General features: G+C 39.1%; 15 protein-coding genes. All 15 read left to right on the top strand.

Annotated features, from left to right (window positions below; translation table 11 throughout):
• Positions 1-84: 84 nt before the first annotated feature.
• The 15 genes from ACTWPX_RS16675 (at position 85) to ACTWPX_RS16605 (ending at position 14,251) form a co-directional block, all read left to right on the top strand.
• Positions 85-261 (top strand): hypothetical protein, encoded by a 177-nt coding sequence (locus tag ACTWPX_RS16675; protein ID WP_443120708.1) that lies wholly within the window; start codon positions 85-87, stop codon positions 259-261.
• Between the two features lie 512 nt (positions 262-773).
• Positions 774-932: a hypothetical protein gene (locus tag ACTWPX_RS16670; RefSeq protein WP_443120707.1), complete on the top strand. Its 159-nt coding sequence runs from the start codon at positions 774-776 to the stop codon at positions 930-932.
• A gap of 140 nt (positions 933-1,072) precedes the next feature.
• Entirely contained in the window at positions 1,073-1,216 is a 144-nt protein-coding gene (locus ACTWPX_RS16665) for a hypothetical protein (protein ID WP_164908464.1), read from the top strand.
• Positions 1,217-1,863: 647 nt separating this feature from the next.
• Complete coding sequence (locus ACTWPX_RS16660) at positions 1,864-2,550, top strand: FadR/GntR family transcriptional regulator (protein ID WP_128523060.1); 687 nt, start codon at positions 1,864-1,866, stop codon at positions 2,548-2,550.
• A gap of 122 nt (positions 2,551-2,672) precedes the next feature.
• On the top strand, positions 2,673-3,593 hold the full coding sequence (gene kdgD, locus ACTWPX_RS16655) for a 5-dehydro-4-deoxyglucarate dehydratase (RefSeq protein ID WP_443120706.1): 921 nt from the start codon (positions 2,673-2,675) through the stop codon (positions 3,591-3,593).
• A 31-nt stretch (positions 3,594-3,624) separates the two neighbouring features.
• The gene (gene gucD, locus ACTWPX_RS16650) at positions 3,625-5,058 is read left to right on the top strand and encodes an alpha-ketoglutaric semialdehyde dehydrogenase GucD (protein ID WP_443120705.1); all 1,434 of its coding nucleotides are present in this window, start codon (positions 3,625-3,627) and stop codon (positions 5,056-5,058) included.
• 308 nt (positions 5,059-5,366) lie between these two features.
• On the top strand, positions 5,367-6,674 hold the full coding sequence (locus ACTWPX_RS16645; protein WP_443120704.1) for an Nramp family divalent metal transporter: 1,308 nt from the start codon (positions 5,367-5,369) through the stop codon (positions 6,672-6,674).
• 780 nt (positions 6,675-7,454) lie between these two features.
• Positions 7,455-8,318, top strand: a complete 864-nt coding sequence (locus ACTWPX_RS16640) for an ABC transporter ATP-binding protein (RefSeq protein WP_443120703.1) — start codon at positions 7,455-7,457, stop codon at positions 8,316-8,318.
• The gene (locus ACTWPX_RS16635; protein WP_443120702.1) at positions 8,315-9,034 is read left to right on the top strand and encodes a hypothetical protein; all 720 of its coding nucleotides are present in this window, start codon (positions 8,315-8,317) and stop codon (positions 9,032-9,034) included. Before ACTWPX_RS16640 ends, ACTWPX_RS16635 begins: the two co-directional genes overlap by 4 nt.
• Positions 9,035-9,044: 10 nt before the next feature.
• Positions 9,045-9,557, top strand: a complete 513-nt coding sequence (locus tag ACTWPX_RS16630; RefSeq protein WP_443120701.1) for a DUF6773 family protein — start codon at positions 9,045-9,047, stop codon at positions 9,555-9,557.
• A gap of 6 nt (positions 9,558-9,563) precedes the next feature.
• On the top strand, positions 9,564-9,770 hold the full coding sequence (locus ACTWPX_RS16625) for a helix-turn-helix transcriptional regulator (protein WP_281975192.1): 207 nt from the start codon (positions 9,564-9,566) through the stop codon (positions 9,768-9,770).
• A gap of 268 nt (positions 9,771-10,038) precedes the next feature.
• Positions 10,039-11,289 carry a DUF4153 domain-containing protein gene (locus ACTWPX_RS16620; protein WP_443120700.1) on the top strand — a complete coding sequence of 417 codons (1,251 nt, stop codon included), beginning with the start codon at positions 10,039-10,041 and terminating at the stop codon, positions 11,287-11,289.
• Positions 11,290-11,791: 502 nt separating this feature from the next.
• On the top strand, positions 11,792-12,097 hold the full coding sequence (locus ACTWPX_RS16615; protein ID WP_443120699.1) for a hypothetical protein: 306 nt from the start codon (positions 11,792-11,794) through the stop codon (positions 12,095-12,097).
• 254 nt (positions 12,098-12,351) lie between these two features.
• Positions 12,352-13,281: a nucleoside hydrolase gene (locus ACTWPX_RS16610; protein WP_443120698.1), complete on the top strand. Its 930-nt coding sequence runs from the start codon at positions 12,352-12,354 to the stop codon at positions 13,279-13,281.
• 175 nt (positions 13,282-13,456) lie between these two features.
• Positions 13,457-14,251, top strand: coding sequence for a phosphotransferase (locus ACTWPX_RS16605; protein WP_443120697.1), 795 nt, complete (start codon positions 13,457-13,459; stop codon positions 14,249-14,251).
• Positions 14,252-14,262 lie beyond the last annotated feature (11 nt).

Here is a 14,262-nt window from a genome sequence, read left to right as displayed (position 1 = left end):
TTTTACAGGGTAAATCAAAGAAGGATTATTTAGATCGTATAGGAGTGAGATTCGACTAATGAAACATTTAATAGGATTATGCCATTGACGATTCTATATATATGTATCATCTCACTGAATATAGATGATATTCTTCGGGGAGAAATTGATGATGCTACCTTTTGGATGGTAGCCGTGCAAACCATCGTCGTCATCGAATTCGGTTATTTTTCTGTTGGTTCATTATTGTATTATTGGCGAGTAAGGAAGACGATTCAGTGAAGATCATAAAAAGGAGAAACAAGTATTTACACAAAAGTACATATATTCAAGAAAGTAGAAGTAATCTGTTTATAAAGGAAAATATTTTGAAATCAAGTTTTATATAAACGGAGGCAATTCTAAAACATAAGAATTGTCCTCTTCTTAATTTTACATGGAATGGTAGTTGAAGACTCAGTTTCGAGGTATTTGCCAGCTTTTGAAACTTTATAACAACTAACTCGTATAAGTAATAGAAAATGCCATCATGGAGTCAGGGATATATTCCTTTATTGATATGAGTAAGAGGGCTGTGATCATTTGGCTGCTATATCCAGTATGTTCTCCTGCCTAACGTTCTCGGTATTGGTGATCGTCTCTAGGACTTGGGAGTTTCTAGAAGAACAGTGCCCCGGTAAATCAATCTGATGAACTAAGCTTCGAACTTCGGGTACAATGGTACAAACAGAGACTAAAAGGGGAATAGAGCTAACTGAGAGGGTATTTCAGTTATTTATAAAGAGGTGTTCAAGATGAAAAGATATCAAGGACGTTCTGTTTATATTTCAATTGTAGCACTTGCTTTCTTCTTAGTATTATCTTTATTGACTCATCAATGGGGATTCTTTTTATGGAGTTTATTGCCTGTTTTTATAGTTTTGATGACTACATTTTCCGCCGATGAAAATTAAGTAATCCAGAGGTAGCTTGAAATCAGTTTTCCTGAACAGCTGCAAATTGACTATCGCTTATTATGCTTATTGAGCAGAGTAGTTGAGAAATAAATATATTAAGAGAAATTGTCTTAAAGTTTAAAATTGGGGGTGATTATGTGGGGGCTTTCGAAATTATGGGGTTTGTTTTTGGAATAATGGGATTCACTTTCGGTATTGTTGCTTTTACGACAGTGTTGAATAGTAGTAATAATGTAAAAGAACTAGAAAAAAGAATTAATGATTTAGAGAAAAAATCGTGAATAATGTCTTAATTTAACGAGTGCGTTAGTTTAAGATCTACTTCAAGATATCTCGAATTCAAGTCTTGTAAAAAAAGGGGGTAGCTGCACAGCGCTATCCCCTTTTGTGTTAAAGGAGCAGGGTTACTATTTACGGGTTCTACGGCCACTTTGTACGCTATCTGTGTAGCCCAACATTACTTTGAATTTAATCAAACAGAAGATTATTTTGCAGAAATGCGGCCCCCATTGGTTCGGGTAATTCCCACAATGGCATGTGCGAACCGTAACTGGGAGCTGTCGCTTTCGATTCCCCAAATCGGAACATAGTGACTTTCACCAGCAGATGCCGATTTCCTGTAGTGCATGTATGAGCATTATTACACCCCGTAGAAGATTTCCAATATGACGCAAATCGTGGAAGCAGAGGTGAAAGCCTTTTTTCGACGCCGGTCGTTGGCGAAGCGCTATGCTGCATCTATCTGTACACCACGTTTATCGCTTTAAAAATGTATCTATATTAATTGAAAATGTTCTTCGTATCTATTAAAGTACATTTGTATTACAATAAAATTATAAAGATGATTTTTAGGATTATAGCTACTATTAATTAAAAAAGGGAGGAAGAAACATTAAATGCAGATAGGGATATTAATGTTTCTAATCTAATGTATGAGAATAACCATCTAATTGATCAGCCGCTTACCAGAAAAACATTGTCCAAACAAGTGGAAGAAAAAATCGTGGGTTTGTTACTGCAAGATAAGATGCAGCCCGGAGACAAACTGCCATCAGAAATGGAATTAATCGATATGCTTGGCGTCAGTCGTTCGGTTCTTCGGGAAGCCATGAGTTCACTGGAATCACTGGGGATCATCAGCAGAAAGACGAAAGGTGGCACATATTTTACTAAAAGAATCGGCCACCACCCGTTTTCTGTTATGCTCTCGATTGTGAACAACAATTTAGAAGCCATTCTCGAAGCTCGAATGACCTTGGAATTAGGATTAGTAGCTCTAGCAGCGGAGAAAATAACTGAAGAAGACCTTCAGCGTTTGCGAGAGACCATCGACGCGATTCGGAAAAGTGTAGATAACGATTACGGTGAACACGACATTGCTTTTCACCAAATCATCGCTTCAAGTGTAGAAAACCCTGTGATCCAAGGTATGATTGACTCGTTACTATTGACCCATACAAAAGTGAACATTCAAATTCCTAATAGGGAAAAGGAAAAAACTATTGCCTATCACGAAGCTATATACGAGTCCTTGAAAGAAAGAAATCCTCAGAAAGCAACTCAGGAAATGTATGCTCATTTGGTTTTTGTTCGGGATAAAGTATTGAACCAATGAGTTATTATATCAAGAAGTCTTCCTTCTATAACGAAGGAAGACTTTTTTTTCTGACAAAAAAGCGTTTACATTTTATTTGTCATACAATATAATGTAAGACAAATAAAAGTGAGGTGATCAATATGGATTCCGAACGAAACATTCCAACAGGCATTTTGGGTTTCCCCGTAGCTCCTTTTGACGAAAAGGACGAATTGGACGAGCAGGCTCTTTACAAAAACATTTCCTTCTTAATTAGCAATGGGCTCGAAAGTATTTTTATCGGCTGTGGCGCCGGAGAATTTCATGCGATCAGCGAAGACGAATACGAGACGATGATCGATATAGCACACGAAGCCACTCAAAGCCAAGTACCAATATACACCGGGGTTGGCGGAAATATTCGCACCGCCGTCCGGCAGGCTGAACTATCCGAGAAAAAGGGAGCAGACGGGTATCTCATCCTGCCACCTTATTTAGTTGAAGGGACACCTCAGGGAAACGTGGAGTACATTTCTCAGGTCGCCCAGAGTACGCAGCTGAACTCCATTGTTTATCAAAGAAACAACGTGCTGCTAACCAAAGAATCGTTACAGCAATTAGTTACCATTCCTCAGGTGGTCGGTTTTAAAGACGGGGTTGGCGATATGGAACGAAACATCCAACTGACGCAGGCAGTGGGAGATCGGCTGCAGTGGATGAATGGCATGCCGATGGCGGAAGTAACCATGCCAGCCTACATACCGCTCGGTTTTGAGGGGTATTCCTCCGCCATATCCAATTACATTCCTCATATCTCAAGGTTATTTTATGAGTCATTACTACATGGTGATAAGGAAACGGTGACAGATATCTATCGTGACGTGATTCTTCCTATTAATGACATCCGTAAACAACGGCCGGGATACGCTGTCGCTTTGATCAAAGCCGGGATGGAAATTGTCGGTCTGCCTGTCCGAAATACGGTGCGGCCACCATTAACGCCGGTGGAATCATCTCATTATAAGGAATTGGAAGCTGTTATCAATGTTGCTTTCGATAAATACTCTCTCCAGACGAAATAATCCAACAGTATCAATTTAAGGAGGAAACAACATGGATATGAAAAATTTTATTAACGGTGTATGGACGGCGAGCGCCTCCAACCAAACGACTGATATCATCAACCCGGGGAATCTGCAGGATAAAGTAGGAACTTTCCAGGACTCCACCGAAGATGATTTACAGCAGGCCATTCAGAGTGCCAAAGAAGCGAAAACAGCCTGGCGCAAACTGTCTGGTGCCGCCAGAGGCCAATATTTATATAAAGCCGCCGAAATATTGGAAAAGAAAGCAGATGAAGTTGCAGAAATTGCAACAAGAGAAATGGGAAAAACCCTTGCGGAAACAAAAGGGGAAACGGCGCGAGGTGTAGCCATTCTTCGATATTATGCCGGGGAAGGTATGAGGGAAGAGGGCAATGTAATTCCTTCCACGGATCCAGATGCCTTAATGTTTACGAAGCGTTCTCCTTTAGGAGTGGTGGGAGTTATTACTCCTTGGAACTTTCCAATTGCAATTCCGTTATGGAAAGCAGCCCCTGCTCTCATATATGGAAATACGGTCGTTATTAAACCGGCAAGTGAATCACCTATTACATTCGCAAAAATTGCTGAATGCTTTGAAGAAGCAGAACTGCCGGCCGGGGTATTGAACGTTGTAACAGGCAAAGGCTCGCTCATCGGAAACGGTTTATCCACCCATAAAGACATCGATGGCATTACGTTCACAGGGTCCAATGCGGTGGGCCGCACTATCGGGGCAAATGCTTTGCAGCGGGGAGCAAAATACCAATTGGAAATGGGCGGCAAGAATCCGGTTATTATTGCGAAAGATGCTGATTTAGAAGCTGCTGCGGATGCCACTATTTCCGGAGCCTTCAAGTCTACTGGCCAGAAATGTACAGCAACCAGCCGTGTCATTATCCATCAGGATATCTATGAAGAGTTCAAGCAGTTGCTTGTTGAAAAAACTCAAAAAATCACCGTAGGCGACAGTTTGGAGAAAGATGTCTGGATGGGACCTTGTGCTTCGAGGTCCCAGCTGGACAACGCGTTAAGCTATATAGAAAAGGGTAAGGAAGAGGGCGCTGAACTTCTTTGCGGAGGAAAGCAAATCGAAGACAGCAGCGGCTACTACCTGGAGCCGACCATTTTCGATCAGGTAAATAATAAGATGACAATTGCGCAGGAAGAAATATTCGGTCCGGTCATTGCCTTGATGCCTTTCTCCACCATGGAAGGAGCATTAGATATTGCCAATGATGTGGATTACGGATTAAGCGCAGCAATCTTTACGACAAACGTACAGCATACGCTGTCGTTTATCGATGACATGGATGCCGGTCTAGTTCGTGTGAATGCGGAAAGCGCCGGGGTGGAATTGCAGGCACCATTTGGCGGCATGAAGCAGTCGAGTTCTCATTCTCGCGAGCAGGGGAAAGCAGCTCAGGAATTCTTCACGGACATCAAAACGGTCTTCGTCAAGTAAAGTGGAACAAAAGGCAGACAGTGGTCTGCCTTTTTTATAAAATAAAATGAGAAGCCTTTAAAAAATACCCTGCAATTAATCTCTTCAAAAAGTATTTTGAAAACGCTTACTAAACAAGGTTAATAAGAGGTTTCTTACTGATTGCTAGAAAGGAAAATTATGGTTCATCTAAAGAGAACTCGTGAACTCTTCATACAGTATAAAGAATTAAATTACCAAGTAATGGAAGAATGTATTGATGAAAAGCAATTCGGAGGGAAATCAAGAAATTCTAAGATAACCCTAAATTATAAAGGGGAGGAAAATTTATGGAACAAAAAGCCAAATATGAAACGCCATTGGGACCTCAAAAAATGGGACCTCAAAAGAAAGGATTTTTAAGTACCCTTCGCGAATTCGGGCCTGGAATTATAGCAGTATTGAGCATGATGGGGGCTGGAGACCTTGTCACTTCTTCCGTTTCTGGATCTAATTATGGGTACAATCTGATGTGGCTCCTTGCTGCTTCTTTAATTATCCGATTTGTGATTGTAAACGTTATGGGAAGATATCAGGTGTGCAATTTGAAAGGTCAATCAATACTAGAGGGATATAATGACGTATCCAAGTATTTCCCCTGGTTTTTGGGAATTGCTATTTTAATTAGCGGTCATTTGCTCAACGCGTATATGATAAAAGGAGCGGGACAGGCACTTGCTTGGATTTTTAATTTTGGTTCACCATTTTTGTGGTCAGTAATTGTGGTTTTGGTCAGTTTGTTTGTAATTGGACGTGATGTATACAACACCATTGAAAAGATCATGAAAATCTTTCTTGGTCTGTTAACGATCGCTTTGCTTGGATTGGCGGTCTATGCACTTCCGGACGTTGGTGGAATCATAAAAGGAACTATTGGATTTAGTGTGCCGGATAATACGGGTGCCTTTGGAGTTTTTGCGGTCGCCCTTTCATTAATAGGAGCGGTAGCCGGATCGATGGCCAACTTTCTTTATCCTTATTATGTAAGAGAAAAAGGATGGAATGGGCCATTCTATAAGAAACTCCAGCGCAACGATCTTTTATTCGGTATTAGTGCTGCTATTGTAATAAACATGGCAATATGGATTGTTGGGGCTGAAATTCTTAGACCAAATGGGATCGAAGTAAACAGTCTGGAGGATATATCCAGAGCTCTTTCCAATCAGCTAGGCTATTTGGGGGGAATTGTCTTTTATTTGGGTGCTTTCGGAATCCTTTACAGCAGCGTGATCGGATTTGCAAATGGTTTCCCTAAAGTAATTATTGATTGTTTGCATATTGTCAAAAAAGAACGAAGAGAAAAATTCGGAGAGAAATTCGAAGATGATCCGTGGTTTAAATGGGTCAGCTTATTTATTCTAGTATCCCCGATCATTTGGTCTGTTCCTGGTATGCCAGGGTTTGTCGCTATGGCTGTTTTTGTCACTGGATTGCAAGCGGTTACTGTTCCGCTTGTCGCTATCGGACTTTTAATTCTTGCGAACAAATCAAGCCACTTAGGCAAACATAAAGCCAATGTTGTGGAGAATATCGTGTTAGTGTTGACCACCGTTTTGACGATATGGGTAACCATTCAAGTAGTAGTCGGTTGGTTCTAATATAGATAGAGAAAATTAAAAGGGACTTCGATCGTCAGTGAAACAGTTTTGAATCAACTTTAGTCACAACCTTCGAAGTCCCATAAGTTTCAGGATTTTTTTAGAGAAGAATAAACAGTGCTCTCTTTTGTTATGAAAATATGTTGCATACACTAGTATTATCCTTCTGTTTTTAATGTAAAAAAGAGACCTCCACATAAATAGAAGGCCTTGACCAATACGTGATTTTATACATTTAAACATTAGGTGAAAATATTGCTCTTATATTTAAGTGAAAGGCTATAATTTAACTTATTTAGTTGAAAGTTTGAATTTGGATGATTTCGTTTTATTTGCAAACAGCATAGTGGGGATTTAAGATTTTTGAAAGGATTGCCCTAACAAATATGACAGCGTTTCTCTCCCTCGGGCAAGTTGAGTTTTAATTGTGTTTTCCTTTTTTTGTCGTGCTGATCCTTCGATTTTTTATCATTGAAGTAATAAAGCACCAGGATCATTATGACTACTACCTCTTTGGTAAGTTTTCATAAATTCAAGGATTTTTTAAACATTAGCACTTTAATTTTAATGCTGGATTGTAAAGGAACTTTCATAAGGTATTTCCGTCAAAAAGGGACTTAGAAAAAAACTAAGTCTCTTTTTGATGTGAATTTAATGTGAGTGCCTCCTCCTAAAAGGACCGGAGTCATATATTTAATGCAAAATGTACAATATATATTGCATTATGTAATATATACATTATAATATGAATCAAGAAATTGACTTGAAGGGGAGAAGGATATGAGCATTATGATGAACAAGGTTACTAAAATTTTCCAAAAGGAATGTGCTCTTAAGGACATTGATTTCCAACTGAATCGTGGAGAGATCGTCGGATTGGTGGGACCGAACGGAGCGGGTAAAACGACGTTGATGAAAATTCTTGCCGGGGTTATTGTCCGTTATGACGGCCAGTCCATATTACCAACTTCAGAAAAAACCGGCAGCCTGATTGAAAAACCGAAATATTTTCCGAACCGAAGCGGGCGTTACAATCTGGATTATTTCAGAGCACTGTACGGCACTAAGAAAGAGACAGTGGAAGAAATCATCAATTCCCTTGATCTTCGTTCCTATCTGAAGAAAAAAGTGAAGCAGTACTCGCTTGGGATGAAGCAGCGCCTCGGTATTGCGCTGGCACTGGTGGCTGAACCGGCTTATCTGATTCTCGATGAGCCGACTAACGGGATGGATCCGGACGGCATCCGCAGCATCCTAGCTTATTTAAAGAAGCTGGCAAAGGAGCGCAAGATCGGGGTGCTGATTTCCAGCCATATTTTGAAAGACATCGAAGCGATCAGCGACCGTGTATATGTCATTAAAAATGGGCGGATGATCAGTGAATACGCGCCTTCTACTGCAAAGGAGCAACTGATTGATATGACGTTTGAGGATGAACACGACCTTCAGGAGGCTGTGCCTCTTCTGCGGGATTTCGAAGGGTTCACCACCCATAACTTTACAGCGATCTTCCATTACAATGGGGAGATGAAGCCGCTATTGAAACAGATGGGGCAAATGGACATTTTCCCTAGGGAAGTGAAACGAAGGAGCATGACCCTTGAGGATTTTTATTTCGACAATATGGAGGGTGAAACCAAATGAACTTTTCACAATTGCTAGTTTTGGAACTGCGAAGAAATGTCATTAGCATGCACCTGGTATTATCGATCAGCCTTTCCCTTGCGCTCGGCGGGGGGATCATCTATTCGATCCACGAGCTCGGTGGCCCATTCCAGCCCAGAAACGTTGCCGGACTTTACGCGACAATTGCTACGGTAGCACTAGGGATTTATTGTGCTAAAATGGTTATTGCAGATTTACATTACGGAACGATTTATCTTTTTTTCAAATCGACAAAGGACCGACTCCGCTTCCTTCTTTCACGCGTGGTCGTCATCGGAGTCGTATCACTTCTCTTCGGAATCGGCTGCAGTGCGTTGTTATATGTGAACCACCTCTGGAACAGCCAGGCGTTCATGTGGACGGATGTCCGTGCATCCCTTCTTCACTACGTATTGTTCGGAACATTTTTCACATTATTGTTCATGATCATTTCGATGTATTACCAAAAAGCCATGAACCTGCTTGTGTTAGCACTGATGTTCATACTCGTGCTCCCAGGGCTTCTTGGGATGGTGCTCCGCGTCGAGGCGATTCCAGCATTCATGAAGGATATCGTCGCCTATTCTCCCCTGTACAGCCTGCCGAGCCAAGTGCCATTCCTTGCGCTGTCCAATTCAGAAATGACGGTGATTATACTTGTAAATCTACTTTTATTCCTTTTCGCCTATTACAAACTGCCAAAAACTGATTACTAGGAGGATGAAGATGAATTTCGGTTTCAGAAGGAAACAGAAGGATGAGCGCGTCACCAACCTTCAAAATAAAGTCTACCGTGAGCTGTACATGTTTGTCGCCATTGTCGGGGTGTTATCGCTTATTATAAAAACGATAAACGATGATCGGAATATTTGGACGGAGTTAATCATCCTTATCGGGGGAGGAGTCTACTACTTGATCCGCGTATCCAGCCTGGGAATTTTCTCTGATGAAGTGGAGATGCATGATCGATTCAGTAAAATAAAGCTGAACAAGAAGAATTTCATTGTCAGTCTGGTTGTAGGGATTGGGTTTTCGCTTACACTTGCAATCAGGAACTCCCAGCGCTATGCAGATAGTGCTGGCGAAGAGATTTCTTTCTTTTTGATGATCTTCTTCACTTGCATGGCAATCTATATTCCTGTGATGCTTGGGATAATAGTAGTGCCATTTATATTGGCAAAAAATAAAAGTGATCGCGTCAATGACGCGCAATTGGATGATGATGAAGATGTGCGGTGATTGGACTTGAAGAATAAAAAACTTAAAATGGCTCGCGCCGAACATGATTTATCCCAACAGGAATTAGCCAAGACAGTCGGTGTCTCCAGGCAGACGATCGGGCTGATTGAGCTAGGGAAATACAACCCGTCACTCCAGCTTTGCTTATCGATTTGCTGGGTGCTTGATAAGTCGCTGGATGACCTGTTCTGGCAGGAGAAGGAAGACACGTAAACGCTACGTGTCTTTTTTTTAGAGTAATTTAATAAGGAAAGGGTATTATCATTCATTCGGAGATTAAAAAAGCATCCTCCCTCCCTGTTGAACGGGGCAAGATGGTTGTACAAGTTTAAAAGTTTATAGAGCTTTATTGAATGAGAAATACTTTTAATGCTTCACACAAAAATTGATTTCAAAACAAAAATTTATTGTAAAACGATAAATATTTATTTATAATGAATATACCGAAACTTCACCTAATAATTATTGAGGAGGTATGACGATGGATATGAACAATTCGGTTCTTAAAAATATTGCTGACCCACATGAGTTGGAGAGAATGTATCGGAAAGACCCCAAAACATTTAAAACATCATTCTCATACGCATGGGAACAACATCCTGATTCACAGGTTCTTGGTGTCTGGTACGAAAGGTTGCATTTTGAGGAGACAGCGAAGACAAATAAACCTTCCTTGTTTCAACAGAGTTTCTTATTCATGGGGCTTTTAGCTATTCTTGCCGGGATAAGCACCAGGATTATTTTCCATTTTGTCGAACAGGAAGCAATTGCTCCGGTTAACCTGGCTTTTGGTATAATTCCCTTTATCGTAGCCTACTTTGTTTATAGTAATACACCGAAAAGAAGTATTATTTATTCCCTTACAGCGTTGCTCATCATTTCTGTGGTTTATCTTAATTTGCTCCCACTAAACTATTCAGACAGTATTATCCTTGCATATTTACACCTTCCCATTTTCTTATGGATATTGGTAGGGCTTGCCTTTACAGGAGACGGCTATTCAAAAGGCAGTAGAAGAATATCTTATATTAAATTTAACTTGGAATATGGTATTCTCTATGCCAGTATGGCAGTCAGCGGAATGTTGCTAGCAGCATTAACCATGCGGTTATTCAGCTTTGTCGGCCTGGATATAGAAGATTTCTATTTTAGTAATATTGTTTTATTTGGTGCTGCCGCTCTCGCAATTGTGGCTGCGTATCTAGTGGTATCAATGAATCTTAAACTGGCTAAGAATATCACACCATATTTAGCGAAAATTTTCAGCCCTCTTGTCCTTATTACATTGCTAGTCTATCTTGTAACGGTTATATGGGTGGGTAATAACCCCTTCCTGGACCGCAATTTCCTGATAGCTTTCAACGGAATTCTTCTTGGTGTATTGGCTGTCACCATATTTTCCATTACCGAAAGAGATTCAGACGAGAAAAAAAACATTTCAGATTATATCAATGTTGCCTTGATTGTCCTTGCACTCATCATCGATAGTGTGGCTTTGTCAGCCATCGTGTTCAGACTTTCTTCTTTTGGAATTACTCCAAATAGATTTGCTGTTTTAGGAATAAACATACTTATATGGGTGAATCTAATTTGGATTATGTTCTCCTATATGCGTTTTTTACAAAACAAATCCGAACTTTCAGCTATCCAAGATGCCGTTACAAAGTATTTGCCGGTCTACGGACTTTGGGCAGCTTTTGTTATTTTTACTTTTCCAATAATATTCAATTAGAAAGGGTCAGCTTATTTTCATTACGAATTTAAAAAGAGGGTGTTCAGTTTTTCAAGTTACAAACAAGTAAATGATTTAGGTTGTATCTTGAATATGAACTGGCTAAAGATCAGTAAATAAAAATCATAAAAACACCAGATAATTTTAATGATTTAGTTTATTTATATTGATTTCGAATCTTAAACAATCGGGGCGAGTACTCAATAGAGAACTCGCCTTTATTACATAAGCACAAGATATATCAGGCACTTTAGATTTTTAACTGATTAAGCTGTTTAGTTCAGTAAGTAAGAAATGAAACTTAATGCTTTATACAACGTATAGTTAGGTGATAAAGGGGAAATTAGTTTGGTGACGAATGTTTTATCTGTAATACTTTAAGTGGTCATTTTTATCTTTTGATTCTGAGGTTTCATTAAACGGAGGGATTTTCCAATGAGGAATGGCGTCTTGCCTCCTATCCTTTTTTATATATGACTTTATTTTTGGAGGGAAGTAAGTTATGAAAGAATGGAAGCAACCTGCATGGTTCTGGTGGGCAATAGGAATCTTTTCCCTATCAGAAATAGGCTTTTATCCTTTGTTTAGTTTCCTTGGCAACAGTCCTAAGGATATTCTCAATGCTTCTTTGGTTATTGGTCTTCTTTTATATCCTATATTTACAATTTGTATTTTATTATTTCTAGATAAGAGTACAAGGAAAGACGTTGACACATTATTTTATTTGGCATTTCCGCTAGTTATAAATATACCTTTTTGGTTAGTATTGCCTAATATTATAAGACAGTTTACTGAAAGGATTTTTTAGACATAATATAACTTCCTTCGATATATTGCTACCTTAAAATATCCACATATAATTATTGTATTTACAATATTATTTTCCTGAAGTCTAGTCTTCTGGAAATGACGGTGAATCTTTAACAATAAATATTTGTCCGATCAAAGTCTTGCTCAATAGAGTATTGAGTACTCGCCTATTACATAAACGAAGGGGAAATATGGAAGAAAGTATGGATAATGGAGTGTTGGAATATATAGTTATAAAGGAAGGGGATACCTATGGTGAAAAAAATTCTCTTGTTCTGCGATCCTGGGATTGATGATTCTTTAGCAATTATGTACGCATTGATGGATCCCGAGATAGAACTTGTAGGTATCGTCACAAGTTATGGGAACGTTACTAAACAACAAGCAACAGCAAACGCTGCATATTTAGTAGAATTGGCAGGAAGAAAAGATATTCCGATTATCCCTGGAGCTTCGAGTCCTGTTCAACAGGAGGAAGTGGCTTTTTATCCAGAAATCCATGGTAAGGAAGGGATTGGTCCTATAAGGCCTCCGAGAAATTTGGAGTATCAGACTTACACTTTTGATACGATTCGTTTCATTATTGAGAGGTATAGGAATGAGTTAATTATCGTAGACACGGGACGTTCAACTACCTTGGCAACTGTATTTATCTTATTCCCGGATCATATAGAATTGGTGCAATCATTTTACGTCATGGGTGGAGCATTCTTCGTCCCAGGAAATGTAACGGCTCTGGCAGAAGCGAATTTTTATGGAGATCCAACTTCATCTAATTATGTTCTTAAGTTTGCGCATAACCTAACGATAACTCCATTAAATGTCACTCAATTCGCTATAATCACTTCTAATCTTGCAGATGAAATATCTAGAAACAAGAAAAACATCTATTCTTTCATAATGGCTCCTATTTTTGAGTATTACTATAAGTTTTATCAGAAGACTTTGCCGGGGATTGTCGGTGCCCCTATGCATGATTTACTGACCCTCATCGTTGTTAAGAATCCTAAAGTAGCGGACTACATTTATTATGATGCGAACGTAGTTGAGGGATTTGAAGCCAGGGGACAATCTTATATCGATCTTCGTCCAACAAGTAAAAAAGGAAAGACAAGGATCGCCATTAATCTTAATTATGAAAAATTCTTAAGTGAATTTACTAAAGTCATGTTACCTGAATAATACATGTTCAATGGATAATTAATATAGGTTTATCAGATTTTTCTTGTAATCAAGTTTTATGATATGACAAAGAGAGCAATTGTTCAATATGGATAATTGCTTTTTCATTAACGGTGAAGGATGGTTTGAATAATAAGGATTAGTATAAGCGTATTAATAAGGGGTGGAGTTATAAATGCCAAACAACATAAACGAAGAAAAACTGAAAGGAGGGAATGTATCAAACGTATATCGTGCGGAAGATACAGTTCGACGAGAATTAAAGCCTGATAGTTTTAAAATTCATAAATTATTGCAGCATTTGGAAAGTAAAGGTTTTGATCATGCTCCTAAGTTTTTAGGTATTGATGAAAGAAATAGAGAGAGATTATCATTTATAGAAGGGGAAGCAGGTAATTATCCTTTGAAAAAATATATGTGGTCTAATGATGTTTTAAAAGAAATAGCACATATGCTTCGTCTCTATCATGATGCAGTTAGTGATTTTCCGTCATTAAATGAGTGGGCACCAATTGACAATACCCCTGATAACATTGAGGTTTTATGTCATAATGATTTTGCCATATACAATATTATTTTTAATCATAAACAGCCAGTAGGTATAATTGATTTTGATGTTGCTGCTCCTGGTCCAAGGCTTTGGGACATAGCTTACACCCTATATACATGCGTTCCTTTAAGTAGACTTTATCATACCGAAACAGGTGAGGCTGTCTATTATAATCCTTTACATGATGCTGAACGAGTACAAAGAAGAGTTAAATTGTTTTTTGATTACTACGGTATTGAAGGGATGGAAAAGGGTTTTTTAGAGATGGTTTTGTTGCGATTAGAAGGCTTATGTAAATACATGAAGAGAAAGGCCAATGAAGGAGACATTGCTTTTCAAAAAATGATAGACGATGGACATCTTGAGCATTATGAAAACGAAATAAAATTCATAAATGAGCATGGAAGAGAGTGGACTTAACCGCATGGATT

This window comes from Halobacillus sp. H74 (assembly GCF_052246715.1).
GTDB lineage: Bacteria > Bacillota > Bacilli > Bacillales > Halobacillaceae > Halobacillus > Halobacillus litoralis_A.
Note: the sequence above shows the minus strand (reverse complement) of the source record. Positions and strands in the feature narration are given on the sequence as shown.

Bases quoted from the DNA above. Each gene is read 5' to 3' on its own strand.
- ACTWPX_RS16670 (WP_443120707.1), top strand. From the start codon at position 774: ATGAAAAGATATCAAGGACGTTCTGTTTATATTTCAATTGTAGCACTT.
- ACTWPX_RS16660 (WP_128523060.1), top strand. From the start codon at position 1,864: ATGTATGAGAATAACCATCTAATTGATCAGCCGCTTACCAGAAAAACA.
- kdgD (WP_443120706.1), top strand. From the start codon at position 2,673: ATGGATTCCGAACGAAACATTCCAACAGGCATTTTGGGTTTCCCCGTA.
- gucD (WP_443120705.1), top strand. From the start codon at position 3,625: ATGGATATGAAAAATTTTATTAACGGTGTATGGACGGCGAGCGCCTCC.
- ACTWPX_RS16645 (WP_443120704.1), top strand. From the start codon at position 5,367: ATGGAACAAAAAGCCAAATATGAAACGCCATTGGGACCTCAAAAAATG.
- ACTWPX_RS16640 (WP_443120703.1), top strand. From the start codon at position 7,455: ATGAGCATTATGATGAACAAGGTTACTAAAATTTTCCAAAAGGAATGT.
- ACTWPX_RS16635 (WP_443120702.1), top strand. From the start codon at position 8,315: ATGAACTTTTCACAATTGCTAGTTTTGGAACTGCGAAGAAATGTCATT.
- ACTWPX_RS16630 (WP_443120701.1), top strand. From the start codon at position 9,045: ATGAATTTCGGTTTCAGAAGGAAACAGAAGGATGAGCGCGTCACCAAC.
- ACTWPX_RS16620 (WP_443120700.1), top strand. From the start codon at position 10,039: ATGGATATGAACAATTCGGTTCTTAAAAATATTGCTGACCCACATGAG.
- ACTWPX_RS16615 (WP_443120699.1), top strand. From the start codon at position 11,792: ATGAAAGAATGGAAGCAACCTGCATGGTTCTGGTGGGCAATAGGAATC.
- ACTWPX_RS16610 (WP_443120698.1), top strand. From the start codon at position 12,352: ATGGTGAAAAAAATTCTCTTGTTCTGCGATCCTGGGATTGATGATTCT.
- ACTWPX_RS16605 (WP_443120697.1), top strand. From the start codon at position 13,457: ATGCCAAACAACATAAACGAAGAAAAACTGAAAGGAGGGAATGTATCA.